At 73.0% G+C, this 25,254-nt stretch carries 17 protein-coding genes and 1 pseudogene; 11 read left to right on the top strand and 7 right to left on the bottom strand.

Going from position 1 to position 25,254, the window contains the following annotated elements; genetic code table 11:
• The first annotated feature begins 153 nt into the window (after positions 1–153).
• Positions 154–3,372 carry a tetratricopeptide repeat protein gene (locus ORI94_RS24800; RefSeq protein WP_266079476.1) on the top strand — a complete coding sequence of 1,073 codons (3,219 nt, stop codon included), beginning with the start codon at positions 154–156 and terminating at the stop codon, positions 3,370–3,372.
• 255 nt (positions 3,373–3,627) lie between these two features.
• On the opposite strand, the gene ORI94_RS24795 is transcribed toward ORI94_RS24800, so the two are convergent.
• Together ORI94_RS24795 and mca are read right to left on the bottom strand one after the other, a co-directional pair.
• Entirely contained in the window at positions 3,628–3,885 is a 258-nt protein-coding gene (locus ORI94_RS24795) for a hypothetical protein (RefSeq protein ID WP_266079474.1), read from the bottom strand.
• Complete coding sequence (gene mca / locus ORI94_RS24790) at positions 3,878–4,759, bottom strand: mycothiol conjugate amidase Mca (RefSeq protein WP_266079472.1); 882 nt, start codon at positions 4,757–4,759, stop codon at positions 3,878–3,880. The genes ORI94_RS24795 and mca overlap by 8 nt, the downstream gene beginning before the upstream one ends.
• A 232-nt stretch (positions 4,760–4,991) precedes the next feature.
• Here mca and ORI94_RS24785 point away from each other — a divergent pair, with 232 nt between their 5' ends.
• Positions 4,992–5,390 carry a DUF4307 domain-containing protein gene (locus tag ORI94_RS24785; RefSeq protein WP_266079470.1) on the top strand — a complete coding sequence of 133 codons (399 nt, stop codon included), beginning with the start codon at positions 4,992–4,994 and terminating at the stop codon, positions 5,388–5,390.
• Positions 5,391–5,569: 179 nt separating this feature from the next.
• Positions 5,570–6,067 carry a transcription elongation factor GreA gene (gene greA, locus ORI94_RS24780; RefSeq protein WP_042165536.1) on the top strand — a complete coding sequence of 166 codons (498 nt, stop codon included), beginning with the start codon at positions 5,570–5,572 and terminating at the stop codon, positions 6,065–6,067.
• A gap of 185 nt (positions 6,068–6,252) precedes the next feature.
• Here greA and ilvA read toward each other — a convergent pair whose 3' ends face one another.
• Entirely contained in the window at positions 6,253–7,482 is a 1,230-nt protein-coding gene (ilvA, locus tag ORI94_RS24775; protein ID WP_266079467.1) for a threonine ammonia-lyase, read from the bottom strand.
• Positions 7,483–7,644: 162 nt separating this feature from the next.
• On the opposite strand from ilvA, the gene ORI94_RS24770 reads away from it, so the two are divergent.
• Complete coding sequence (locus tag ORI94_RS24770; RefSeq protein WP_042165530.1) at positions 7,645–8,151, top strand: MarR family winged helix-turn-helix transcriptional regulator; 507 nt, start codon at positions 7,645–7,647, stop codon at positions 8,149–8,151.
• Between the two features lie 143 nt (positions 8,152–8,294).
• Here ORI94_RS24770 and ORI94_RS24765 read toward each other — a convergent pair whose 3' ends face one another.
• Positions 8,295–9,452: a cystathionine gamma-synthase gene (locus ORI94_RS24765; protein WP_266079465.1), complete on the bottom strand. Its 1,158-nt coding sequence runs from the start codon at positions 9,450–9,452 to the stop codon at positions 8,295–8,297.
• A 106-nt stretch (positions 9,453–9,558) separates the two neighbouring features.
• On the opposite strand from ORI94_RS24765, the gene ORI94_RS24760 reads away from it, so the two are divergent.
• Positions 9,559–10,680, top strand: a complete 1,122-nt coding sequence (locus ORI94_RS24760) for a hypothetical protein (RefSeq protein ID WP_266079463.1) — start codon at positions 9,559–9,561, stop codon at positions 10,678–10,680.
• A gap of 93 nt (positions 10,681–10,773) precedes the next feature.
• Here the strand turns inward: ORI94_RS24760 and ORI94_RS24755 are convergent, their stop codons facing one another.
• Positions 10,774–11,814 (bottom strand): NAD(P)-dependent alcohol dehydrogenase, encoded by a 1,041-nt coding sequence (locus ORI94_RS24755; RefSeq protein ID WP_266079461.1) that lies wholly within the window; start codon positions 11,812–11,814, stop codon positions 10,774–10,776.
• A 172-nt stretch (positions 11,815–11,986) separates the two neighbouring features.
• Here ORI94_RS24755 and ORI94_RS24750 point away from each other — a divergent pair, with 172 nt between their 5' ends.
• Entirely contained in the window at positions 11,987–12,919 is a 933-nt protein-coding gene (locus tag ORI94_RS24750) for a helix-turn-helix transcriptional regulator (RefSeq protein WP_266079459.1), read from the top strand.
• Positions 12,920–13,062: 143 nt separating this feature from the next.
• On the opposite strand, the gene ORI94_RS24745 is transcribed toward ORI94_RS24750, so the two are convergent.
• Positions 13,063–16,428 carry a S8 family peptidase gene (locus ORI94_RS24745; protein ID WP_266079457.1) on the bottom strand — a complete coding sequence of 1,122 codons (3,366 nt, stop codon included), beginning with the start codon at positions 16,426–16,428 and terminating at the stop codon, positions 13,063–13,065.
• A 398-nt stretch (positions 16,429–16,826) separates the two neighbouring features.
• On the opposite strand from ORI94_RS24745, the gene ORI94_RS24740 reads away from it, so the two are divergent.
• The 5 genes from ORI94_RS24740 to ORI94_RS24720 all read left to right on the top strand — a co-directional run bounded on the left by ORI94_RS24740 (position 16,827) and on the right by ORI94_RS24720 (position 24,453).
• Complete coding sequence (locus ORI94_RS24740; RefSeq protein ID WP_266079455.1) at positions 16,827–17,330, top strand: hypothetical protein; 504 nt, start codon at positions 16,827–16,829, stop codon at positions 17,328–17,330.
• Positions 17,300–18,724, top strand: a complete 1,425-nt coding sequence (locus ORI94_RS24735) for a hypothetical protein (protein WP_266079453.1) — start codon at positions 17,300–17,302, stop codon at positions 18,722–18,724. Before ORI94_RS24740 ends, ORI94_RS24735 begins: the two co-directional genes overlap by 31 nt.
• Positions 18,721–20,163, top strand: a complete 1,443-nt coding sequence (locus ORI94_RS24730) for a vWA domain-containing protein (protein ID WP_266079451.1) — start codon at positions 18,721–18,723, stop codon at positions 20,161–20,163. Before ORI94_RS24735 ends, ORI94_RS24730 begins: the two co-directional genes overlap by 4 nt.
• 64 nt (positions 20,164–20,227) lie before the next feature.
• A complete protein-coding gene (locus tag ORI94_RS24725; RefSeq protein ID WP_266079449.1) occupies positions 20,228–21,349 on the top strand; it encodes an ATP-binding protein in 1,122 nt (373 codons plus the stop codon).
• On the top strand, positions 21,346–24,453 hold the full coding sequence (locus ORI94_RS24720; RefSeq protein ID WP_266079447.1) for a DUF5682 family protein: 3,108 nt from the start codon (positions 21,346–21,348) through the stop codon (positions 24,451–24,453). Before ORI94_RS24725 ends, ORI94_RS24720 begins: the two co-directional genes overlap by 4 nt.
• A gap of 263 nt (positions 24,454–24,716) precedes the next feature.
• On the opposite strand, the pseudogene ORI94_RS24715 reads toward ORI94_RS24720, so the two are convergent.
• Positions 24,717–24,908: pseudogene (locus tag ORI94_RS24715) on the bottom strand (ABC transporter ATP-binding protein); the annotation flags it as partial.
• Positions 24,909–25,254 lie beyond the last annotated feature (346 nt).

Below are 25,254 nucleotides of genomic sequence, written 5' to 3'. Positions count from 1 at the left end.
GGACGGCGTCCTGTCTCCCTCTCTCCAGGGCGGGGCACGCGCAGGACACCGGGGCCACGCATAACCGGCAGGGGTCTCGGGGAGGGGACGGGAGGGACCCGAGGACCGCCGGGCACACCGGGTGCGGGCAAGGCCGCCGGAGGGGGACGTGGCATGCGGGACAGTCATCGTGCGGACGCCGAGCGGTTGCTGGCGCGGGCTGTGGAGGAAGAGGTGCGCCGCTCGGGCGGGCGCACCGACGGAAAGGTGCTGCTGTCCCGGGCGCGCGGCGCCCTGGACGCGATGGCGGGGACGGCCGCCGAGGAGTACGAGGCGTACACCCGTGCCCTGGACGACGCGGCGGCCGGGCAGCTCACCTTCGGCCAGCGGTACGCCCGTGAGGGTGCCGGGACGCCGCTGCTCGTGGCCGGGGTGGCCGGGGCGGCGGCCGTGGTCGCCGACCTCCTCCTCGGCACCGGGACCGGGACGGCACTCGGCGCGGGTGTGGCCGTCGGGGCGGCCGGGGCGGCGGCGACCGTGGCGAAGGTCGCGGGCGTGCATGTGCCCGCCGCCCACCACCGGGCCGGCGCGGTGAGCCAGCCGGGCGGGCCCGAGCAGCTGCGGCTGCAGTGGCTGACGGCGCTGGAGGTGCGCGGGGTCCGGCCGTTCCTGGACCAGCAGCGGATGCTGGCCGCGGCCACGGGGCCCCGGCAGAAGGGGCCTCGGCTGCGCGGCGCGGACAAGAGCGCGGCGGCCCGCGGCCGCAGCGTGCTCGAGCAGTCGTTCGGGCAGCTGCCCGAGCCGGTGGGGGCGTTCGCGGGGCGCCGGCGGGAGATGGCGCAGATCCGGCAGTGGGTGCGGGCCGCGCGCGCGGCCACCGGGACCGTGCCGACGGTGGTGGTGCTGTACGGGGCGCCCGGCAGTGGCCGGACCACGCTCGCGGTGCGCGCCACGCACGACCTGAAGGACTACTTCCGCGGTGCCTGCGTGGTCGATCTGCGTGCCGACAGCCCCGGCGAGGCGCCGCTCTCGACCCGGGACGCGCTGCTGCATCTGCTGAACCGGCTGGGGGCGCCCCGCGAGCAGTTGCTGTTCCGTGAGCGGTCCTCGCCCGACCAGCAGGTCAGGCGGCTGAGCGAGCTGTACCACCAGCATGTGACGGGCATGCCGGTGACGGTCGTCCTCGACGACGCCGCGGACCCGCAGCAGGTCCGTACCCTGCTGCCGGAGCGTTCCGACAGCCTGGTCCTGGTGACCTCCCGCGCGCCGCTCGGCCTGCCCGACGACCTGCCGGCCCGGGTGCACCAGGTGCCGGTGGAGGCGCTGGACGCCGCGGATTCGGAGGAGCTGCTGTCGTCCGCCGCGCAGGACTCCTCCGAGCCGTACGACGCCGAGTCGGCCGACCTCGTCCGGGAGCTGTGCGGCGGGCTGCCGCTGGCGCTGCGGATCGCCGGTTCGTCGCTGGGCGCGCGCTCGCCGCGGGCGCTGGCCTCGGACCTGAGCGCGTACGGCCCGGTCGACCCGGTCGAGCGTGCCCTGTGGCTGCGCTACACCGACCAGCCGGACACGCTGCGGCGGCTGCTGCGCCGACTGGCGCTGGCGGGCCGGGTCTCGCTGGGTGCCGCCGCCGCGGCCGCGGTGCTCGGCACCGACGAGGCCGAGGCGCGACGGCACCTGGAGGCGTTGTCCCGGGCCGGTCTGATCACCCCGGTGCGGCAGGGCCGCTACCGGCTGCACGACCTCGTACACGCCTTCGCGCTGGCCCGGCTCCTCGACGAGGAGGACCCGGCCGAGCGGGCGGCGGCGCAGGAACGGCTGATCGTGAACTACGCCGAGCTGGCCGATTCGGTGCTGCGCCTGGTCGACGGGAACATGTCGACCCGCTCGGACCGCTTCGGCCCGTACGGCTTCACGTCGCTGGACGAGGCGCTGCGCTGGCTGGACGACGAGTCGAGCTTCATCACGGCGGCGCTGCGGCACGCGGAGGGTGTGGACCAGAGGGCGGTGCTGAACCTCCTCGGCGCGTTGTGCGACTACTGCCTGCTGCGCGGCGACCTGTACCGGCTCGGGGAGATCAGTGAGCTGGCGCAGTCCGTGGACGAGGGGCTGCTGGTGCGTTCGGTGCAGTGGCGTACCGGTATCGCGGCGCGTCAGCTCGGTGAGCTGGACACGGCGCGGACGACTCTGACCTCGGTGGTCGACCTGTACCGGGGGGCGCATCACGACGCGGGGGCCGCGCGGGCGCTGACCTCGCTGGGCATCACGCTGCACCACCAGGGCAACCTGACGGAGGCGTCGGCGCGGCTGCGGGAGGCGATGGACCTGCAGTCCGCGCCCCGGCTGGCCACCGACCGGGCGTGGACGATGCACGCGCTGGCGGCGGTGGAGCGCGACCGGGCCCGGCTGGCCGAGGCCCTGGAGCTGCTCACCGGGTCGCTGGTGCTGCACCGGGCGGGCGAGTCCGTGCACGGTCAGGCGTGGGCGCACTTCCAGCTCGGCCAGCTGCACCTGCGGACGGGCGACGTCCCGCGCGCCGAGACGGAGCTGCGCACCGCGCTCGAGCTGTACGGCCGTACCCGTGACGCCCGCGGGGAGGCGTGGGCGCTGACCCAGCTGGCGCGGGCCCTGCTGGTCTCCGGGGACGCCTCGCCGGCGGTGGAGGACCTGCGGCGGGCCGCCGCCCGGCACCGGGACAACGAGGACGCCCGCGGGGAGGCGTGGACGCTGTACTACCTGGGCCAGGCGCTGGAGGAGACCGGGGACCTGGACCGGGCGGTGCGCGAGCTGGAGCGGTCCCGCACCATGTTCTCCCGGATGCGGGACGTGTACGGGCTGGCCTGTGCCCGGCACCACTCGGCCCGGGTGACCCGCGACCAGCGGGCCGCGCGGACCGGATCGCTGCGCAACTCCGGCTTCGCCCGTCAGCTGCTGGTCGACGCCCGCGCGGACTTCCAGCGCATCGGGGTGGCCCACGGCGAGGCGTGGACCTGCCTGGAGCTGGCGGTCGTCGACGCGGGCAACGCCCGTACGCAGCAGGCGCTGGCCCTGTGCGAGGAGGCGGCTGCACTGTTCGCTTCCTACGGGGACCGGCGCGGGGAGGACTGGGCCCGGTTCCTGCGCTGCACCCTGCTGCCGTACGCCGCCCCCGGCGGTACGGAGGTCGGTACGGCGGTGGCCCTGGAGGAGCTGGCCCAGCTCGGCCGGACCGCGCACGCCGCCCGCGACGGCAAGCTGGGCGACTACGTGGACGCCTACCGGCTGCTGCTGGAGCGGGGGGCGAGCCTGGAGGCGGGCTGGCAGGCCTGGCGCCTGGGCATGGTCCCCAGCCGTCACGCGCGCGAGGTCATGGGGGTGGCCGTGGGGTCGCAGACGCGGGGCGGCCCGGCGGGGTGACACGGACGCCTCTGCTCACCGGGCGCCTGCCGGGCGCGGGGCGGGCCGGTGGCGGACGGCGTGCCGAGACGGCCGCCCGGAGCAGACCGACGGGGCCCCGGCCGGAAGACCGCCTCAGCCGGCGGTGGGAGAAGCCCGGACGGCGGGGCGGGGGCCCTGGTGACGCGGGTCACCGTGTGACGCGCGCGACCCTGCGGGGCGCCGCCGCCCGCGCGTGCTGCCGCGCAGCCCCCCGGTACCGGAGGACTACGCGGATCAGCCCTGCTTCCCGCCCGCCGTGCCGGCGGGCGGCTGCCCGGCGTTCCCGGGTTCCGCCGCCCGGGGCCCCGGCTCGGCGAAGTCGACCCGGTTCATGTGCCGGTTCATCGACTTCATCAGACCCCAGACCGCCAGGGCCATCACCGCGAACACGACGAAGCCGAGGACACCGGGGGTGACCTTGTCCTCGTCGAGCTCGGCGAGGGTGACCAGGTGGCTCATTGCCAGGTGTGCGCTTGCGCTCATGTCAGGCATTGTCGCGGATGCCCGCGAAGAGGTCGTCCTCGGGGAGGGAGGTGTCGACGAGGGACTTCGCCAGCTCGTACTCCTCGGTGGGCCAGACCTCCTTCTGGATGTCCATCGGGACCCGGAACCAGCCGCCGTCGGGGTCGATCTGTGTGGCGTGCGCGATCAGGGCCTTGTCACGGATCTCGAAGAAGTCCGCGCACGGGACGTACGTGGTGAGGGTGCGCTCCTTGCGCTCGAACTCCGACCAGCGCTTCAGCCAGTCCCCGTACGGCGACTCCAGGCCGCGGTCCAGCAGCGCCTGGTGCAGCGTCTCGGTGCGGGGGCGGTTGAAACCCTGGTTGTAGTAGACCTTCAGCGGCTGGAAGGCCGGGCCGAACTCGTCCTCCGGGTACGCCCCGGTGTCCGCCGCGCCCTCGAAGGCCACCATCGTGATCTTGTGGGTCATGATGTGGTCGGGGTGCGGGTAGCCGCCGTTCTCGTCGTAGGTGGTGATCACCTGGGGACGGAACGCGCGGATCCTCCGCACCAGCTCCCCGGCCGCCGCGGCCACGTCCTGAAGGGCGAAGCAGCCCTCGGGCAGCGGGGGCAGCGGGTCGCCCTCGGGCAGACCGGAGTCGACGAAGCCGAGCCATTCCTGCTTCACCCCGAGGATCTCCCGGGCCTCGTCCATCTCCTTCCTGCGCACCTCGTGGATGTTCTCCTCGATGTACGGATCGCCCTGCAGTCTGGGGTTGAGGATGGAGCCGCGCTCCCCGCCCGTGCAGGTCACGACCAGCACGTCCACCCCCTCGGACACGTACTTCGCCATGGTGGCCGCGCCCTTGCTCGACTCGTCGTCGGGGTGGGCGTGCACGGCCATCAGTCGCAACTGGTCAGTCAAGACTCATTCCTCAAGTCGGCAAGTCGTCAGACGCCCCGCGCGTCCGGCACGCGATCCCGTCGGCGGCCGTCCCGTGGGAGGTAGGTGTTGTTCCCCGGGCGTCCTGGTGGGGTGGCGGTCGGGCGGTGGGCGGAAGGCTTCTATAGTGACCGAAGCCGGGGGCGAATAATTCCGGAGTCCGCCTCCGGGACTTCCCGGGAGTACGCGTCCCGTTCCTGCCGAGGAGACGACCATGAGTACGGCGAGCACGCGACCGCCCGAGAGCCGCTACGGCCGCTCCTCGGACGAACGCGCGGACCGCACTCTCAAGATCGTCGGTGCGGGTCTGGCCGCGGTCGTGCTGGCCCTGTTCGGCTGGTTCGGTTACCACTACGTCGTCCAGAACGAGATCAGCGGTGAGCTGATCTCCTTCGACGTCTCGAAGACCGAGGTGCGGGTGCGTCTGGAGGTCCACAAGGACGCCGGCGTCGAGGGCTACTGCACGGTGCGGTCGCAGGCCGGCGACGGTGCCGAGGTGGGTCGTGCCGACTTCCGCTTCGGCGGGGACGACACCCGTGTCGACAGGGTCGTCACGCTGCGCACGACGTCCCCGGGCACCTCGGCCGAGCTCCTCGGCTGCCACGCCGACTAGGACCTGTCCGGGTGTTGCGGGAAATGCAGCACCGCTGACCTGCGGGAACAGGATTCTGGTGGCTTATGTCCTCCCCCTTCCACCGCTGAATTGTTAGGCTCGTGGTTTCGCCCATCCGTGGAGGAACATCCTTCAGGGAGGGCGAGCTTTGCATTCCCACGTACCTACGAGGAGCACCAGTGACCCAGACCAGCGAGAACGTCACCTGGCTGACCCAGGAGGCGTACAACAAGCTCAAGGACGAGCTTGAGTACCTTACTGGTCCCGCGCGTACGGAGATCTCCGCCAAGATCGCCGCCGCGCGCGAGGAGGGCGACCTGCGGGAGAACGGCGGGTACCACGCGGCCAAGGAGGAGCAGGGCAAGCAGGAGCTCCGCGTGCGGCAGCTCACCCAGCTCCTCGAGAGCGCCAAGGTCGGTGAGGCGCCGGCGGCCGACGGTTCGGTGGCGCCCGGCATGGTCGTCACGATCGCCTTCGACGGCGACGAGGACGACACGCTGACCTTCCTCCTCGCCTCGCGGGAATACGCGAGCGGGGACATCGAGACGTACTCACCGCAGTCCCCGCTGGGTGCCGGGGTCAACGGCCACAAGGTCGGCGAGGAGGCGGAGTACGAGCTGCCGAACGGCAGGAAGGCCTCGGTGAAGATCCTCAAGGCCGAGCCGTACGACGGCTGACTCCAGCCGGCTCCGTCCTGCGCGTCCGCACGACCGGGACTCCGCACGACCGGGACTCCGTGTGCCGGGACCCCGTACGCCGGACTCCGCACGCGTCGCGCCCCCGAACGCGGCCCCCGGCGGCTCTCCCCGACAGGGAGACCGCCGGGGGCTTCGTCGCGCCGCCCGGCCGGGTCGGGCCGGGGTCAGTCGATGACCGTGTAGCCCGCGTCGCGCAGGATCCGGTCGACCTCGGTGCGGTGCGCCGGACCCTTCGTCTCCAGGTGCACCTCGACCTCCACCTCCGTGAGCCCGAGCCGGGGGTCGGTCCGTACGTGGCTCACGTCGAGGACGTTGGCGTCGGCCACCGACAGGGCCCCGAGAAGCGTCGCGAGGGCGCCCGGCCGGTCCGGCAGGCGCAGCCGTACGGCCAGGTAGCGGCCCTGCGCGGCCATGCCGTGCCGCAGCACCCGCTCCAGCAGCACCGGGTCGACGTTGCCACCGGACAGCACGGCGACGACCGGCCCGTCGAAGGCGTCGGGGCGGCTCAGCAGCGCCGCGACCGGGCTCGCCCCGGCCGGCTCCACGACCAGCTTGGCCCGCTCCAGGCACAGCAGCAGCGCGGCCGACAGCTCGCCCTCGGTGACGGTGCGGACCTCGTCCACCAGCTCGCCGACGATCCCGAACGGCACGTCGCCGGGCCGGCCCACCTTGATGCCGTCGGCCATCGTCGCCGGGGCGCGCACCGACACCGGGTGCCCGGCCGCCAGCGAGGGCGGATACGCGGCCGCGCCCTCCGCCTGCACCCCGATGATCCGTACGTCCGGCCGCAGCGCCTTCACCGCGACCGCGATCCCGGCGGCCAGCCCGCCGCCGCCGATACCGACGACGATCGTGCGCACCTCCGGGCACTGCTCCAGGATCTCCAGACCCACGGTGCCCTGGCCGGCGATGATGTCGGGGTGGTCGAAGGGATGGATGAGCACGGCGCCCGTGTCGGCCGCGTACTCCTCGGCGGCGGCCAGCGCCTCGTCGACCACCTGGCCGTGCAGGCGCACCTCGGCTCCGTACTCCCGGGTGGCGCTGATCTTCGGCAGCGGGGCGCCCTTCGGCATGAACACCGTCGAATCCACCCCGAGCAGCGAGGACGCGAGCGCGACGCCCTGCGCGTGGTTTCCGGCACTCGCGGCGACGACGCCGGCGACACGCTGCTCCGGCAGCAGCCCGGCGATCCGGACGTACGCGCCGCGCAACTTGAACGAACCCGTCCGCTGGAGGTTCTCGCACTTCAGGTGTACCGGGGTGCCCACCGTGCGGGACAGGTGCCTGCTGCTCTCCATCGCGGTCGTCCGCGCGACGCCCTGGAGCATCTTCCGGGCACCGCGTACGTCATCGAGGGTGACGGTGCGCAAGGAGTCAGCCGTGCCGTAGCTCATGACTCCAGCATCGCAGTTCACGGGAGACGGGCGGACGCGGTGACCAACGGGCGGACGCGGCTTTGCGAAGCGTCGCTACGGCCCGCCTCCGGCCGCGTACCCTGTCCCCCAATTAGCAGCCCTTCACGAAGTGAGCCTCCGGCCATGCCCACAACACCTGACATGTCGATGGACATGACGACCGTCGGTGACCCCGGCCTCCTCGAAAAGCTGCAGCACGAGGTGGCGCTGTTCGCCCGCCGTGCCGAACAGACCCGGCTCGGCGGTGTCGGCCAGGTGCGCAACTCCATGGACCGCGCCGCCTATCTGCTGCTCAACCGCCTGGACAACGAAGGCCCGATGGGGGTCAAGGCGCTCGCCGCGAGCATGGGCATCGACTCGTCGACGGTCACCCGCCAGGTGGCCCCGCTGGTGGACACCGGTCTGGTGAAACGCACCTCGCACCCCGAGGACGGCCGGGCGGTGGTGCTCCAGCTGTCTCCGCGCGGGCAGTCGCGTCTGGAGGAGGTCCGTTCCTCACGGCGTCGGTTGATGGCCGAACTGACGGAGGACTGGGAGCAGGAGGAGCGCGAGGCGTTCTGTGCGCTCCTCACGCGCTTCAACAGCGCGCTGTCCGCCCGGATGGCGGCGCCGGCCCTGCCGGGGCAGGACGAACAGCCGGCCTCCTGAGCTCCCGGGCCGCGTCGTACGGCCGGCCGAGCCGTGCGCGGCGGGCGTGGGGGGCGGTGCGCGCCGCGTGCGGGCGCGGCTTCGGGGCGGAGCCGCCGCCGAGGGCGGCTCCGCCCCGTCGACCCGGGCTTCGGCGGCGGCCCTCAGCGGCCGAGCGCCTGCTGGAGGTCCTCGAGCAGGTCGTCGATGTTCTCGATGCCGACGGAGAGGCGGACCAGGTCGGCGGGGACCTCGAGGGCGGAGCCCGCGACGGACGCGTGCGTCATGCGTCCGGGGTGCTCGATCAGTGACTCGACGCCGCCCAGGGACTCGCCGAGCGTGAACACCTCGGCCCGGTTGCAGACCTCGACGGCCGCCTCCTCTCCGCCCTCCACGCGGAAGGAGACCATGCCGCCGAAGGACCGCATCTGCTTGGCGGCGACCTCGTGGCCGGGGTGCTCGGGCAGCCCCGGGTAGAGGACGCTCGTCACGCGCGCGTGCCTGCTGAGCATGTCGGCGACCTTGGTGGCGTTCTCGCTGTGCCGGTCCATGCGCACGGAGAGCGTCTTGGCGCCGCGCAGCACCAGCCAGGAGTCGAACGGCCCGGCGACCGCGCCCATCGCGTTCTGGTGGTAGGCGAGCTCCTCGCCGAGCTCCGCGTCGCCCGTGACCAGGGCACCGCCGACGACGTCCGAGTGGCCGCCCATGTACTTGGTCAGGGAGTGCACGACGACGTCCGCGCCGAGCGCGAGCGGCTGCTGGAGGTACGGGGTGGCGAAGGTGTTGTCGACGACGAGGCGGGCGCCGGCGTCCCGGGCGACCTGGGCGACGGCGGCGATGTCGGTGATGCCGAGCAGCGGGTTGGAGGGGGTCTCCACCCACACCGCCCTGGTCTTCGGGGTGAGGGCGGCCCGGACCGCCGCCGGGTCGCTGGTGTCGGCCACCGACCACTCCACGCCCCAGCGGGCGACGACCTTGGCGAACAGGCGGAACGTGCCGCCGTACGCGTCGTTCGGGATCACCACGTGGTCGCCGGGGGCGAGCAGCGTACGCAGCAGGCAGTCCTCGGCCGCCAGCCCGGACGCGAACGCGAGGCCGCGGCGGCCGCCCTCCAGGGCCGCGAGGTTCTCCTCCAGCGCGGTCCTGGTCGGGTTGGCGCTGCGGCTGTACTCGTAGCCGCCGCGCAGGCCGCCGACACCGTCCTGCTTGTACGTGGAGACCTGGTAGATCGGCGGGACGACCGCGCCCGTCAGGGGGTCGGCCGTGTTGCCCGCGTGGATCGCGAGCGTCTCGAAGTGCTGGCTGATGTGCGTGTCGCTCATGTGCACCGAGGGTAGTGCGCCCGCGCCCCCGGCGCCGGGAGTCGGGTTGTCCACAGGTCCGGCACCACGTTGGCCAAGTGGCGGCGCGATCTGGTTCGCTTGAGACATGGAGATTCTCTTGGTCCTGCTCGCTGTGGTCATGATCGGCTTCGTGGTGCTGCCGTTCCTGAGGCGCGGGCGCGGCGGGATCACGCAGGTACCGGCCGGACACCCCGACGCGGCGGACCCGGCCGGGTACGGCTTCGCCCTCGAGGAGGAGCTGGACGTCCGCATGCCCGGACCCGACCAGGACCTGCTGGACGTCCTGGACCTGGTGCAGCGCACCCAGGACTACCGCGGGGCCCAGCAGTTGCTGGCCGGCACCGAGGCGACGAGCGAGCTGCGCTGGCAGCGCGTGCAGGCCTTCGCGGGAGCCGCCTCCCTGGAGCTCACCGCGCGGCCCGGCGGGGCGGCCGGTGAGGCCGCGGGCGGGCAGTGGCTGCGGGTGTGGCGCTCGGAGGCACCCAAGGACGCGGGCGGCGCGGCGGTGCACGCCGAGTTCCTGGTGCAGCAGGCGTGGCGTACGGCGGCGCCCGGGACGGACGAGTTCCGGATCATCATGGAGGAGGCGAAGGCGGCGTGCGGCGAGGCGGCGCTGCTGGCCCCCGGTGACCCGGTCCCGTACATCGTGGAGCTGTCGGTGGCCCGCGGACTGGCCTACGAGCGGGCGGACTTCGAGCAGGTCTGGCTGAAGATCCTGGACCGCGCGCCGGCCCACATGGGCGCGCACCTGGCCGCGCTGCACTACTGGTGCGAGAAGTGGCACGGCTCGCGGGAGCTGGCGAACTCGTTCGCGGAGGCCGCGGCGGCGCGGGCGCCGCAGGGGTCGCTGCTGGCCGCGATGCCGCTGTTCGCGGTGTTCGAGCACCTTCCGGAGGTGAACCTGGTCAGCGGTTTCTACCAGAGCCAGGTGGTGACGAAGGCGGTCCACGGCGCGCTGCACGCGGTGCACGCGGCCCGCCCGGACGACCCGATGGCGGCCCACGTCCGGCATCTGCTGGTCTTCTTCCTGGTCCGCGGTGAGCGCTGGGCGGAGGCCATGGACCAGCTGGTGCACATCGACGGCCACGTCGGCGCGCTTCCCTGGACCCTGTCCCCCGACCCCGCCGCGGAGTTCGCGGTCTACCGGGCCCTGGCGGTCGCGGGCTACGAGGCCAACGGCGGCAGCCCGGCGACCCTGCCGCAGTGACCGCGGCGGACGCCGACCGGCCCGGGCCCCGGCGCGCCGGGGCCCGGGTCACGGCTTCGTCCGTCAGGTGACCGGACCGTACCGGGCCGCGTGTCAGATCGTCGCCGTGTCGATCACGAAGCGGTAGCGGACGTCGCTGTTCAGCACCCGCTCGTAGGCGTCGTTGATCTCGGTCGCGCCGATCAGTTCGATCTCCGCGCCGATGCCGTGCGCGGCGCAGAAGTCCAGCATCTCCTGGGTCTGCCGGATGCCGCCGATGCTCGAACCCGCGAGGGTCTTGCGTCCGGCGATCACCGAGAAGAGGTTGAGCGAGACGGGCTGCTCGGGGGCGCCCACGTTCACCAGCGCGCCGTCCGTCCGCAGCAGCGACAGGTACGCGTCGAGGTCGAGCGGCGCGGACACCGTGGAGACGATCAGGTCGAAGGTCCCGCGCAGCGTCTCGAACGTGGCCGGGTCGGCGGTGGCGTAGTAGTGGTCGGCGCCCATCTTCAGGCCGTCGTCCTTCTTGCGCAGGGACTGCGACAGCACCGTCACCTCGGCACCGAGCGCGTGCGCGATCTTGACGCCCATGTGGCCGAGGCCGCCGAGTCCGACGATCGCCACCTTCTTGCCCGGCCCGGCGTTCCAGTGCCTGAGCGGGGAGTAGGTGGTGATGCCGGCGCACAGCAGCGGAGCGGCCACGTCGAGGGCGAGCCCGTCGGGGACGCGGACGACGTAGTTCTCGTCGACGACGATCTTCTGCGCGTAGCCACCGTGGGTCGGCTCGCCGTCCTTGCCGATGCCGTTGTACGTCATCACGGCACCGTTCGCGCAGTACTGCTCCAGACCGGCCCTGCAGTTGTCGCACTCACGGCAGGAGTCGACCATGCAGCCGACACCCACCCGGTCACCGACCTCGAACCGGGTGACGCCGGGGCCTGTCTGCGACACGACTCCGGCGATCTCGTGGCCGGGGACCATCGGGAAGATCGCCTCGCCCCAGCCCTCGCGGGCCTGGTGGATGTCCGAGTGGCAGATGCCCGCGAACTTGATGTCGATCAGGACGTCGTACTCGCCCACCTCGCGCCGCTCGATGGTGGTGCGCTCCAGCGGAGCCTTGGCGGCGGGTGCGGCGTACGCGACGACAGTGGTCATGCCGGGGTTCTCCTAGGAAGACGGGTGCGCCCGGTTGCCTTCTTCCGACCGGGCACGGCCCCAGCCTGCCCCCGCGGGCGGGGGTTACCCAGGCCACCGCTTTGCCTAGGTTGGCCGTGCGTACCACTGGCGGGGACAGGTCCGCAGGCGTACGACCGGCAATACTGGACGTATGGACGAGCAGACCGACCCCGTGCCCGCGTCCGCCTCCTCGGCCGGCCGGAGCGGCGGTCTGGACCCACGGGCGGAGCTGAGCGAGTTCCTGCGTACCCGGCGGGCCCGGCTGAAGCCCGAGGACGTGGGGCTGCCGGACTTCGGGCGGCACCGGCGGGTGCCCGGGCTGCGCAGGGAGGAGCTGGCACAGCTCGCCGGGGTGTCCGTGGCGTACTACACGCGCCTGGAGCAGGGCAACGGGCGGAACGTTTCCGCGGAGGTGCTCGACTCGATCGCGCGTGCCCTGCGTCTCACCGGCGCCGAGCACTCCCACCTCGTGCATCTGGCGAAGCCGAAGCAGCAGAGGCGGAAGCAGCAGCCGCGCACCCAGCAGACGCGGGCAACGCTGCGACAGCTGCTGGACACGATGGACACGGTCCCCGCCTACGTCGCGGGCCGCCGTTCGGACATCCTGGCCTGGAACCGGATGGCCGCCGCGGTCTTCGGCGACTGGGGCGCCCTGCCGCCTCAGGAGCGGAACTGGGCGAGGCTCGTGTTCCTCAACCCCGACTACCGCGAGCTGTTCGTGGAATGGGACCAGAAGACGTCCGACATGGTGAGTTTTCTGCGGTGGGACGCGGGCTGCCACCCGGACGACCCCCGGCTGGCCGCGCTGGTCGGGGAGCTCTCGGTGAAGAGCGAGGAGTTCCGGCGGCTGTGGGCCGCGCACGACGTCAAGGAGAAGAGTCACGGCGTCAAGCACATCCGGCATCCGCTCGTCGGTGAACTGACCCTGTCCTTCGAGACGTTCCGGCTGGTGGACGACAGCGAGCAGCAGCTGGTCACCTACCACGCCGAGCCGGGTTCGCCGTCGGCCGAGGCGCTGCGGCTGCTGGGGAGCTGGGGAGCGGACGCGAGGCGGGCCACGGACGTCTCGCCCCGGTCGCACTGAGTGGCACCCCGAGCGCGGGGGCGGGCAGGCGGGGGACGGGGGGCAAAACGCGGAGGGCCCGCCGGAAGCCGTGCTTCCGGCGGGCCCTCGCCCGGTGCTCAGCGGTGGGCCGGCGTACGGCTCATCCGCTGCTCACCCGGCTCTCACTTGCCGTAGTAGGCGTTGTAGACCGAGAGCGTCGACTTGTTGCCCTTCTTGTCGGCGATCTTGGCGTGGAAGGAGATCGCCTTCCCCTTCGCGGGGTTCTTGACGGTGATCTTCCCCTTCTTGACGTCGGTCTTCTTCCAGGTCTTCCCGTAGTCGTAGGAGACGTACACGGCGAGCGACTTGAGGTTCTTGCCCTTGGCCGCGCCCTCGACGGTGACCGGGAAGGTGGCCTTCTTGCCCGCCGTGACCTTGCTGTCCAGTCCGGTGACCGCCTGGAAGCGGGCCGTGGAGGCCGGCAGTTGCTGCAGGCCGGAGGTCTTCTTGGAACGGAAGGTCCAGCTCGCGTCGATGCGGGTGGACGCGGCGGCGATCTTGGCGCTGCGCTTGACCGAGGTCGTCAGCCGGTAGGAGGCCTCGGCGGAGGGCACCTTGAACTCCTTGTCCCCGAACAGCGGGTCGTCGTGGGAGCCGACCTTGGTGCCGTTGCGGTACAGGCTGGTGGTGACCGAGGTGAACTGCGAGGAACCGGGGTTCCCCTTGCCGTCGGCGAACAGCGGGAGGACCCCGTAGAGGGTGTTGCCGTCGCGGAAGAGACCGTGGCCCGAGGTGACACGCGGTCCGAAGACGGCCTTGTTCACGGTCTTGGAGTACGTCTTGCCGGCCTTGAAGGTGAAGGCGTCACCGAGGGTGTAACCGGAGTCGGTGACCGGCCAGCCCTCGGCGTCGACCCCGCCCTGCTGCTCGAAGTCGAGGCCCCACTCCACCCCGCCCTTGGTGGACAGGTACAGGGTGCGGGTGCCGGGCAGGGCCTGCGGGAGGCCGACCGAGGAGGCGAAGTAGCCGCCCGGCAGCCAGCCCGTGGCGCTGAGCGCGCCCTTCTTGCCCTTCGCGGCGGCGCCCATGGCGACCTTCACCGTGGCCAGTTCGGCCGTCTTGTAGGCGCGGGTGTAGCCGGTGGCGAGCTTCTTGACCTTGCCGCCGGTGACGGTGCTGTACTGCGCCTTGGCGCCCTTGCTCCAGTGGGCGTCCCACTGCTGGCTCAGCGAGCCGTCGGTGATCTGCGGGCCGAGGTGGGCGGTACGGAAGTTGTCGTACGACTCCAGCCACCAGCCGAAGCCGTGGACGGAGTTCTTCGTCTCCACGGAGTAGTCGGCCGAGGCCGACTCCGGCTTGGCCGTCTTGTCCGGCACGGTGACCTTGACCGGCTTGGCCTTGCGGGCGTCCAGCGTGACCGTGGTCTTCTTGGTGACGCTCAGCTTCGGCTGGGCCAGCCAGTCGCCGCCCTCGAAGTTCTCCGGGTCGGAACCGGTGAACACCGCGGCGTCCACGAGGTAGTCGCCCTTGGGCACTCGGACGGTGACGTTTCCGTCGGCCTCGTAGGGCATGAACCACTCGCCGGCCGCCGCGCCGGTGAGGCCGTCCAGGGCGGCGATGTAGTCGGCGCTCGCCCTGCCGTCGCGGCCGAGGACCTTGAGCGTCACGTCGTAGGACTCGGCCTCCCGCTCCACGCCCGCGGCCGTGCGGACGCTCTGGCCGCCACCGGTCGCGACCACGTAGGCCGAGTACGCGCCGTCGGTGGTGCCGCCGAGCTTGGTGTTGACGGTGAGGTCGACGGAGGCCTTGCCGCCCGCGGGGACCGTCACCGTGGTGGCGCCCAGGGTGAAGAAGCCGGCCGGTGCCGCCTTGCCCTTGGGGTTGGTGGCGGTGGACGTCAGCTTCAGGGTGACGTCCTCGGTGCCGAGGTTGCGGTAGGTCACCTGCCTGGTGACCGGCTTGTCGTCGGTGTGCGGCCACTGCTGGACGCCGAAGCTCACCGAGACCGGCTCGGCGATCACCGTCTGCCGGACGGCCTTGTCGACCTGGACCCGTCCGGAGCCCTGTTCGAACGGCGTGTGGGCGCCGCCCTTGGTGGAGCCGGTGAGCGCGCCCTTCAGCTCCGTGAAGGTCCAGTCGGGGTGCTGCTGCTTCAGGAGCGCGGCAGCGCCCGCGACATGCGGGGTCGCCATCGACGTGCCCGAGATGGACATGTAGCCGGCCGGCTTCTCGCCGACCTCCTTGGCGATGTCGTTCCCCTTCGCCGAGGCGGCCGTGATGTCGACGCCGGGCGCGGTGACGTCCGGCTTGACGGCGCCGTCGCCGAGGCGGGGGCCGGTGGAGGAGAAGTCGGCGAGCTCGTCCTTGTCGTCGACGGCGCCCACGGTCAGGGCGGCGTCGGCGCTGCCGGGCGAACCGATCGACTCGGGGCCCTCGTTCCCGGCCGCGATGGCGAACAGGACGCCCTTCTCGGCGGAGAGCTTGTCGACCGCCGCCTCCAGCGGGTCGATCTCGGCCGTGTCCTGGCCGCCCAGGCTCATGTTGACGACGTCGGCGCCCTGCGCGGCCGCCCACTCCATGCCGGCCAGGATGCCGGAGTCGTCACCGAAGCCGGAGTCGTCGAGGACCTTGCCGTTGAGGACCTTGGCGCCGGGTGCGACGCCCCTGTACTTGGCTCCGCCCTTGGCCCCCGTACCGGCCGCGATCGCCGCGACGTGGGTGCCGTGACCGACCTTGTCGCCGGTGTTCGACGAGCCGGTGAAGTCCTTGGACGCGGTCACCTGGCCCTTCAGGTCCGGATGGGTCGTGTCGACACCGGTGTCCAGGACGGCGATCTTCACGCCCTTGCCGTCGTAGCCGGCGGCCCACGCCTTGGGGGTGCCGATCTGCGCGACGGACGTGTCGAGGGACGCCTTGCGGACGCCGTCGAGCCAGACGTGTGCGATGCCGGACGCGGTCCGGTCGCCGTCGGTGACCGCCTTCCACAGGTCGGGCGTGTCCTCGTGCGGGGTCTGCACGGCGTCGGCGTTCAGGGCCCCGAGGGTCCGGCGGAGCGTGCCCGCGTCGCGGACGTCGGACTTCGCGGCGGCGGCGCGGCCCCGGTAGCCGACGATGACCTTCAGGCCGCGCTGCTGGGAGCGGCGGGTGGAGGCCTTGCCGAGTTCGGTGACGTCGAAGAGCCGCCGGTCGAGCCTGCCGCTCGCGATCAGCCGGGCGGCGTCCGCCGGCAGTACATGGGTGTGGCCGCCGGACCTGTGGATCTGGACGGGGATGTCCTCCCGCCCCTTGGCCCGCTCCAGGCCGACGACGCGGCCCCTGGCGTCCACGGCGACCCGGTCCCCGGTGATGAGCGTGATGCGGTGCTTGGCCTTCGGCGAGGACGCCGTCCGGGCGGCGGTGTCGGTCGCGGTGCCCGCGGCCGACACCGCGTCCGTCCGTCCACCGTTCGCCGACGCCGGGCCGGTCATGCCCGCCACGAGCGCCACGGCTGCTGCCGTGGCGACCGTGGCCGCGCCCGTCGCGCGCGCTCTTTTGACTTGTCTGCGCAAGGTTCCCCCTAGCGGATGTTCCGGGTGTTTTCCCCATCACCCGGCCGGGGGTGGTCTCGTACGCGTGTGCGCACCCCCCGGGTCACGCAGTATGCCGAGGGGTGATCAAGCGTCTCAAGGGGTTACGGAGGGGATCGCGGAGTTGACGGGCAGTCGTGGGGTGCCTGTGACGCCACCGCCGTAACTCCGTTACCTGACCGATGGGTTGGCGGGACGGTGACGGAGTGCGGACGAGTGCTCGGGCGGGCGCGCAAGCGGGGGCGCGGGGCCCGCTTCCGGGCGGCCCCGTCCGGGGCTCCACGCGGGGCGGCCGCGTTGTCAGTGGTCGGGGATAGCTTCGGTCGTGTTGCGCCGACGTGGCGTTGACGTCCGCTTTCGCATGCAGGGGAGATGGTGCGTTGTCCGTCTGGGAGAAGTCGAGCACGGCGCGGGTGGTGGCGCCCGCGCGGCCGCGGAAGCTGTCCAAGGTGCCGTTCGTCGAGCTGGCGGACGGCCGGCTGCAGGGGGTGGTCTCCAGCGGGTCGGACATCGGACGTGTGTACGTGTCGTCCGTCGCCGCCGGGACCTACGCGTTCGCGTGCAGCACCAACAACAACCGCCCCTGCGGCGGCGCGCACGGCATGTTCTGCAACCACATACGGGCACTGGTCGACGAAGCAGTGCTGCAGTACGGCGCCGGGCGCGTGGCCCGCTACCTGAAGGTCGAGGTGGAGGGCGGGGAGCCGGACGCGTACGCGGTGACCTCCGCCATGGTCGTCGCGCGGCCCGCGCAGGGCGACACCTCGGCCGCGGCGCCCGTGTTCAGCCGGTTCCTGCGGCACCTGGCGTATCTCGAACTGGCTCCGACGACCGCGCCGTTGCCCGAGATGCAGTGGTTCCCGACGACGAGGGCGGTGGCATGATGCGCGCCGATCTGCTGTTCGACCCCGTCGAGGGTCTCGACGAGGCCCTCGCGGCCGTGGACGCCTTCGACGCGGTGCTCGTAGCCGGTCTGCTCCGGCCGCAGCCCGAGCAGGCCGCCGGTGTGGTGGAGCTGGCCGATGCCGTCGCCGGGACCCCGCTCGCCGCACGCGTCGCCGAGGCGGCCGACAAGGCGGTGGCCGGCACCGCGGGCGAGGACCACTTCGTCGCCCTCGCCGCCGCCCGGGCCGCCCTGCTCGGCTCGGTGCACGACGCGCTGGCCGCCCGCGTGGCGGAGGCCGTCGGCCGGCCCGTCGCCGAGGAGACCGCCCCGGCCGGGGCCGTCGGCGCCGGCCACGCCGCGAACCTCCTCGCCGCCGCCCGCAGCTGGCTGAGCGACCTCGCGCGCGCCGGCTGGCAGGGCATCGACCACGAACTGGTCGGCGGTGCCGCGCCCGTCGTCTCCGCGATGCTGCCCGACCCCGCGCTGCGCCGGCAGGCCACGCTGCTGGACGGGTTCGCCGCCGAACTCGCCGCGTCCTGCCCGGGGGCCACCCTGGAGCGGATCCCGGTGCGCCGGTGGGCGGACCTCTGGTCGCGGGCCCTGCTCCTGACGCTGCCGGGTGCGACCGGCGCCCCCGCGGCGGACACGGCCACCGGCCGCCTGCTTCCGCTCGGGATCGACGTGCAGGAGCACGCGACCGCCGTACAGGCCCAGGTCCACGCGGTGTTCGAGCCCGCCGACGGCACCGCGCCCCGGCTGGTGCGGGCCGCCGCGTCCGCCCCGAAGCCCGACACGGTCGTCGGGGCGGGCCTGTGGCAGTTGCTGCGCCCGCACCTGTCCCTGCTGGCCGCGGCCGGCGAGGGCCGCTCGATGGACCTCGACGCGATGCCCGTCACCGCCGAGGGCGACCTGATCTGGGACGACGCGCACGCCCGGACGGGCGAGCCGGCCGACGCCTTCGCCACCGCGCGCGTGGCGCTGCCGACGGCCACCTCGTCGGCCACCGCCCCCCTGGACCGGCATCCGGCCCGGATCGCCGTCCCCGTCCTGCTGGAGGGGTACGAGGCGGAGCAGGACGACGACGGGACGGTGTTCCTGGTCGCCGGGCACCGCCTGGCCGTCGACACCGACCGGATACCGGCCGCCGGACCGCTCACCGCCGAGGCCGTCGCCGCGTCCGGCGCGTGCGTCGCGCTGCTCCGGTGGGACGCCGGGACGTTCCACGTCCAGCCGCTGGCCGTGGAGAGGACGGTCCGCAGGAAGGCCGTCGCCGTGCACGCCGGCGCGTGGGCCGGGGGCACCGCCGACAAGGCCGGTGTCCGTGCGGAGAAGGCCGCCACCGGCGCCGTCGACGCGCTGCGTGAGCGAGCCGGAAGGCTGCTGCGGAAATGACCGACCCCACTCCCGTACCGGCCGCCGGTCCCCGTACACCGGCCGGGCCCGCCGAGGCCGCCGGGCCCGACCCGGACGACAACAGGCGTCAGGTGCTCTACTGGCGGCTGCTGGCCCGGCTGTTCGACCCCGAGGAGCAGGCCTCGCTGGAGTCGGCGAGCCTGGCCGTGGTCGAGGACATCGGGCTGCCGCCCGCGCTGCTCGACCCGGACGCCTCCGTCGACTCCGTGGTGCAGCGGCACCCGGAGCTGGCCGCCGAGTTCGACGGCCTGATGGCCCCCGGGCCGGAGGAGGACGAAGCCCGCGACCGGGCCGCCGAGGTGCGGCGCGCGGCCCTGGTCTCCAAGGTCCTGCTGAACGTCTTCTCCACCGGCTCCGGCGCCGTCACCGCCGAGCAGCTGGCCCGCTGGCAGTCCGACGCGGGCTGGCTGGAGCGGGCACTCGGCTGCCGTCCCGGCGACCTGCGGGGCACCGGCGCGGGCGGCCGGGGGGTCGGCCCCACCGGTACCGGTGGGGGCGGGCGCACCCCCGACCTCAGCCGGCTGATCCCCGCCGTCGGCCCGGAACTCGGCTCCTTGGAGGCCGGCCTGGTCAAGCGGATGCGGCTGCGCGAGGTGCTGGCCGACCCGCGGCTGGCCGCGCGGCTGACCCCGAGCATGTCCCTGATCGAGCAGCTGCTGCGGGACAAGGACAATCTCTCCGGCGTGGCCCTGGCGAACGCCAAGTCGCTGATCCGCCGCTACGTCGACGAGGTCTCCCAGGTCCTGCGCACCCAGGTGGAGAAGTCCACGGTCGGTGACATCGACCGGTCCGTCCCGCCGAAGCGGGTCTTCCGCAACCTCGACATCGACCGCACCATCTGGAAGAACCTCACCAACTGGAGCCCGGAGGAGGAGCGGCTCTACGTCGACCGCCTCTACTACCGGCACACCAGCCGCAGGACGACACCGCAGCGGCTGATCGTCGTCGTGGACCAGTCGGGCTCCATGGTCGACTCGATGGTCAACTGCACCATCCTGGCCTCCATCTTCGCCGGTCTGCCGAAGGTGGACGTCCACCTGATCGCCTACGACACCCAGGCGCTGGACCTCACCCCCTGGGCGCACGACCCGTTCGAGACCCTGCTGCGCACCAAGCTCGGCGGCGGCACGGACGGCACCGTGGCCATGGCGCTCGCCCAGCCGAAGATCGCCGAACCGCGCAGCACCGTCGTGGTGTGGATCTCCGACTTCTACGAATGGCGCGCCGACGAGCTGTTCGAGAGCATGTCCGCCGTCCACCGCTCGGGCGCGAAGTTCATCCCGGTCGGTTCGGTGACCAGCGCCGGGCGCGGCAGCGTCAACCCGTGGTTCCGGGAGCGCTTCAAGGACCTCGGCACGCCGGTGATCTCCGGCCACATCAAGAAGCTCGTGCACGAGCTCAAGACGTTTCTCACCTGATCCCACCCGATTCCCGCACCCGAACTTCTCCTCCCCGAGCACCGAACGGAAAGGCCCTCACCCGATGTCCGACCTGCTGCGCGCGCCCGCCGAGATCAAGTACGCCGAGGAACTGGACTGGCTGGAGTCGGTCGACGACGGCCCCAAGCCGTTCTCGTGGCGGCTGTCGCCGAAGATGGTCCGGCTGTTCGTACTGGGCTCCGAGCGCTCCGACGGCCTGGACCGGGAGATCTCCCAGAAGTGGTTCGGCGACCGGAGCTTCGTCGAGCGTTCCATCGTCACCCTCGCCTCCGACCGCGGCCTGCTCCTGATCGGCGACCCCGGCACCGGCAAGAGCTGGCTGGCCGAACTGCTGTCCGCCGCGATCAGCCGCAACTCCACGCTCGTGGTGCAGGGCACGGCCGGCACCACCGAGGACCACATCAAGTACTCCTGGAACGTGTCCATGGTCATCGCCAAGGGCCAGTCCAGGGAGTCGATGATCCCCTCGCCGATCATGACCGCGATGGAGGCCGGGTCGATCGGCCGTTTCGAGGAGCTGACCCGCTCCACCAGCGACGTCCAGGACGCGTTGATCTCCGTCCTGTCCGAGAAGTACATCTCCGTGCCGGAGCTGGAGAGCGGCGGCAGCGACAACATCGTCTTCGCCAAGCCCGGCTTCTCGATCATCGCCACCGCCAACAGCCGCGACCGCGGGGTCAACGACCTCTCGTCCGCACTCAAGCGCCGCTTCAACTTCGTCCGCATCCCGGTGATGACGAACAAGAAGAGCGAGGCGGAGATCGTCCGCTTCCGCACCGAGGAGCTGCTGCGCCGCCACTCGATAGAACTGGAGGTGCCGCCGACCCTGCTCGACGTGCTGCTGCAGAGCTTCGCCGACCTGCGCGCCTCCGCCGCCGCGGCCGGCAGCGACGACGAGAAGCTGGAGTCCGCGCTGTCGACTGCCGAGCAGATCGGTGTGCTGGAGGACGCCGTCCTGCACAGCAACTTCTTCGGCGAGCGCACGCTGACCGCCCGTTCCCTCGCCTCCTCGCTCGTCGGTTCCCTCGCCCGCCGCGAGCCGGAGGACCTGGCCATCCTCAACAAGTACCTGCACGGTGTCGTCGAGCCGCGCAGCAAGGAGCAGGGCGGCTCGTGGCCCGAGTTCCTGGAGGGCGGCCGGGACGCGATCGCGACGCTGTCATGAGCGCCGCACCCGAGAGCGCACCCGCGAGCGCGCCCGCCGTGGGGGAAAGCACCTTCGCGGGGCTCCGCGACCGGCTCCACGAGGCCGCCGTCGCGTTCGCCGGCGGGCCGGACGCCCTGGAGGGCATCCTCCTCGGCATGATCGACGACGTGGACCGCGCGGTGCGCGAGCCGCTGGAGATCTTCCCCGTCTGCCACCACTCGCCCGCCTCGGCCCTCGCGATGGCCCGCCGGCTGCGCGAGAAGCAGCCCAAGGTGGTGTACCTGGAGCTGTGCGAGGACATGGCGCCGCTCCTCACCGAGTTGCGCAACTGCCGCCTGCCGGTGGCCGTCCAGGCGTTCGCGAACGAGGTGGACGGCTTCCCGCCCGAGTGGGCGCCGCTGTCGGTGGTCGCGCCGATCACCGAGGCGTCCGCCGAGTACCAGGCGATCGCGTACGCGCTGGACACCCCGGGTGTGGAACTGGTCCTCGTCGACCGGTCCTCCGACCACGTGTTCCAGTGGGACAGCCGCGGCCGGCCCGCCACGGAGACGGAGGCCGACGCCGACGCCGACGCCGACGCCGACGCGGACGCGGCGGACCCCGACGACGCCACCCGGGCGGCGCTGCACGGCGAGGCCGTCGGCGTGGAGATCGGCGACCTGCGGCCGCGCTTCGCCGAACTGGAGGAACACCTGCTGCGGCACGGCAGGGTGCGGCACTGGTCGGAGTGGTGGCACCAGTACGTCGAGCTGCCGCTCGGCGACGGCGACCACGACGCCTACCGCCAGGTGATGTTCCTCATCGGCAGCCTGTTCCGGCGGCTCGCCCCCGGCGACCCGTCACGGGTGCGGATCGACGAGGACCGCGAGCGGTACATGTGGACCCGGATGCGGGAGCACCTGGCCGCGACCGGCACCGACCCCGAGGACTGCCTGTACGTCTGCGGCGCGTTCCACGCGGCCAGCAGGGTGGAGGAGTTCGGCGTGGCCGGCTCCGGCACGTACGAGATCTCACCGCGCTCCGCCACCGTGTGGCAGCACGGGCTGATCCCGTCCAGCCACGCGGCGATCGAGGCGCAGTTCGCTCTCGCCGCCGGCTCGGTGTCCATCGCGGCGACCGAGTGGGCGAAGAGTCTCAGGCGCACCCGGGTCACGCCGTACCGGCTGGCGGGCCAGGCCGGTACGAAGAGGTCCCGGGCGAAGCAGACCGCCGTACCGGCGGCGGGGGCGTGGGGGGGGGGGGGCGGGGGCCCGGGGGGGGGGGGGCGGGGGCGGGGGCGGCGCGCGGGGGCGGGCGGAACGACGGGGGCCGGGGCCCAGCCCCCCGCCGGCCGGGCGGGGGGGGGGGCGCGCCCGGCCCCGACGGACCGGCTGTCCGGCTTCCTGGGCCGGCCGCCGGTCCTGGACCCGTTGGACGAGGCCGAACTGCTCGGCTGGTGCGTGGACATCGTGGGCGCGGCCCGGCGCAACGGCTATCTCGCCTCCACCGCCGACGCGATCGCCGTCTTCGAGACGTCGATCCTGCTCGCCGGGATGCGGGGCCGGGTCAAGCCCACGCCGTACGACTTCCAGGACGCGGCGGTCACCTGCATCGAGAAGGACGCGGTGCCGGGGCGGCGGGACGTGCGGCGGCTCGTCGAGATCATGATGGGCGGCGACCGGACCGGCCAGGTCGGCTACGACTCGCTGCCGCCGCTGGCCCGCGACGTGCACGACCGGCTGGAGCCGCTGGGGCTGAAGCTCCAGCAGCGGGGCGTGCGGCGGGCGCTGCTGGACATGGCGTCCCAGCCGGAGCTGCGGGCCTGCTCGGACGTGCTGTGGATGCTGCGCCGGCTGCTGCCGCAGGGTGCGGCCCGGCCCATCATGGGCGAGCGCGCGCTCGGCGAGCGGTCGATCCAGGAGTCGTGGGACCTGGCGCTCGGCACCCACCAGCGGGCCCTCATCGAGCTGGGCTACGAGGGTGTCAGCATCGAGCAGGTCCTGGAGCAGCGTCTGCGCCGCGCCGCGTACGCGCCGCAGGCGACGGCGGCGACGGTCCTGGAGGCCGTCGAGGACGCGACGCTGTACCTGGGCGGCCGGCGTCTGGCCGACGAGCTGGGCACGCGCGCGCTGGAGGTGCTGGCGTCCGAGCGCAGCGTCGACGGGGCGCCGGAGGTGCTGCGCCGGGTGCGCAGGCTGCTCGCGTACTACCGGACGAGCGAGCCGGCACTGCCGCCGTGGATCGAGTCCTTCGTCAAGGCCGGTTACGCGCACTACTGCACGCTGCTGCCGACCGCGTTCACCGACGAGGACGCGACGGTGGGGCAGGTCGCGGCGATGCTGGGCTTCCTGTTCGGCATGGAGAGCCTGGCGCTGTCGCTGGGCTGCGACCGGGCGCAGCTGGAGCTGGCGGTCGCGCAGTCCCACCCCGAGGATCCGTCGAAGACGGCCCTGCTGTGGGCGGCACAGGTGCAGCTCGGCACGCTCTCCCGCGAGCGGTTGCGGGCCCGGTGCGACGAACTGCTGGCCAACCCGCTGGTGGTGCCCGCGTATCCGCGTTACCTGAGCGGCTTCGTGCACGCGCTGGAGCCGGTGCCGGGCCTGGCGGACGTGGTCGTGGAGGCGGTGTCGAACGCGTTCGGGCGGCTGCCCGACGCGGTGCTGCTGCCGTGGCTCCCGACGCTGATCAGCACGCTGCGGTCGGGGGCGGCGGATCTCGCTCCGCTGCTGGTCCGTGAGGCCGGGCGGATCTTCCCGGGCCGGCTCGCGGCGCTGGACGCGTGGATCCCGCCGTGGCGGGCCCCGGCCCCCGTACGCCGCTCGGCACGGGCGGCGGGGCAGGCGGCGGCCGACGTCCGCCGGGGCGCCGCGCTGGCACCGGCGCATCCCGCCGCGTTCGACGCGCTGGCGGCGCTGCTGGGCTGCACGGAGGGCTGGCCCCCGGCCGCCGCACCGGCCGCACCGGCGGGCACGGCGCTGCTGGCGGCCCACCCGGCGACCTGCGACGCGGTGGCGGATCTGCTGGGCTGCACCGAGGGCTGGGCCCCGGCCGCCGCACCGGCGTCTCCGGCGGGCGCGGCCCTCCTCCCGGCCCGTCACCCGGCCTCGGCAACAGCGCTCGAGTCCCTCCTCGCCGCCACCTGACCGGCGGGGCGGCGCTCCCGGCCGGGGCGGAGGGGCCGGCCCCGGCCGGGAGCACGCCCGGGCACTGGATGTGCGCACCCGTCCGCCCGGCCGGTCCCGCGGGCGCGACCGCCCGCGGTCCGCCCCGGTCACGAAGCCACGGAACCGTACGCGGGACCGGGAGCAAGCCCGCCCTGCCGGCAACTCCGCCGGCCCCGGAAGCAGCTTCGGAATCCTTCCTCACCGGTACCCGACCGGCGGCGGGGGCGCGCGGTGCCCGCGGGTCAGGCGCCCACGTCCTCCTTGACCGTGACGCGGCCCTTGCGGATGGTCGCCACGCGCGGGGCCTGCTTCGCCAGGGGGGAGTCGCGGGTGGCCATGACGAAGGTGAGCCCGAGCTCCTTCCACATCCGGATCAGTACGTCCATGATCGCGTCGCGCATCGACTCGTCGAGGTTTCCGGTGGGTTCGTCGGCGGCGCGTCCGGCCTGCAGGGTGGGGCTGATCGCGGTGACGGTGTACGCGCCCGCCAGGCCGAGCGCAGTACCGAGCGCGAGGCCGGAGGCGACGACGAGGGCCGCTCTCCTGCGGCGGCGCGGTTCACGCCTCAGATAGGTGAGGAACAGGGAGGGGAAGCCGGGGACGACCCGTGACGAAGTGTTGAGCCCGGGACGAGAACCGTATGAGAAGACAGCCCGGCCACCCGAACGGACCGATGCCGCCACGACGCCCCTCTCCCATCGCCTCCCGCAACTCGTCCATCACGGACCGCTGCAACGGATTCGGCTCGCCCTGAATGCCGTACGCCTCCGCGAACCCCTT

The sequence above is a fragment of the Streptomyces sp. NEAU-W12 genome, from assembly GCF_026242095.1.
GTDB lineage: Bacteria > Actinomycetota > Actinomycetes > Streptomycetales > Streptomycetaceae > Streptomyces.
Note: the sequence above shows the minus strand (reverse complement) of the source record. Positions and strands in the feature narration are given on the sequence as shown.

What these genes read in the sequence shown, in the direction of transcription:
- ORI94_RS24800 (WP_266079476.1), top strand. Translation starts at nt 154, where the DNA reads ATGCGGGACAGTCATCGTGCGGACGCCGAGCGGTTGCTGGCGCGGGCT.
- ORI94_RS24750 (WP_266079459.1), top strand. Translation starts at nt 11,987, where the DNA reads ATGGACGAGCAGACCGACCCCGTGCCCGCGTCCGCCTCCTCGGCCGGC.
- ORI94_RS24795 (WP_266079474.1), bottom strand. Translation starts at nt 3,885, where the DNA reads ATGCCTGACATGAGCGCAAGCGCACACCTGGCAATGAGCCACCTGGTC.
- ORI94_RS24760 (WP_266079463.1), top strand. Translation starts at nt 9,559, where the DNA reads ATGGAGATTCTCTTGGTCCTGCTCGCTGTGGTCATGATCGGCTTCGTG.
- ORI94_RS24770 (WP_042165530.1), top strand. Translation starts at nt 7,645, where the DNA reads ATGTCGATGGACATGACGACCGTCGGTGACCCCGGCCTCCTCGAAAAG.
- ORI94_RS24730 (WP_266079451.1), top strand. Translation starts at nt 18,721, where the DNA reads ATGACCGACCCCACTCCCGTACCGGCCGCCGGTCCCCGTACACCGGCC.
- ORI94_RS24785 (WP_266079470.1), top strand. Translation starts at nt 4,992, where the DNA reads ATGAGTACGGCGAGCACGCGACCGCCCGAGAGCCGCTACGGCCGCTCC.
- ORI94_RS24755 (WP_266079461.1), bottom strand. Translation starts at nt 11,814, where the DNA reads ATGACCACTGTCGTCGCGTACGCCGCACCCGCCGCCAAGGCTCCGCTG.
- ORI94_RS24725 (WP_266079449.1), top strand. Translation starts at nt 20,228, where the DNA reads ATGTCCGACCTGCTGCGCGCGCCCGCCGAGATCAAGTACGCCGAGGAA.
- ORI94_RS24720 (WP_266079447.1), top strand. Translation starts at nt 21,346, where the DNA reads ATGAGCGCCGCACCCGAGAGCGCACCCGCGAGCGCGCCCGCCGTGGGG.
- ilvA (WP_266079467.1), bottom strand. Translation starts at nt 7,482, where the DNA reads ATGAGCTACGGCACGGCTGACTCCTTGCGCACCGTCACCCTCGATGAC.
- ORI94_RS24765 (WP_266079465.1), bottom strand. Translation starts at nt 9,452, where the DNA reads ATGAGCGACACGCACATCAGCCAGCACTTCGAGACGCTCGCGATCCAC.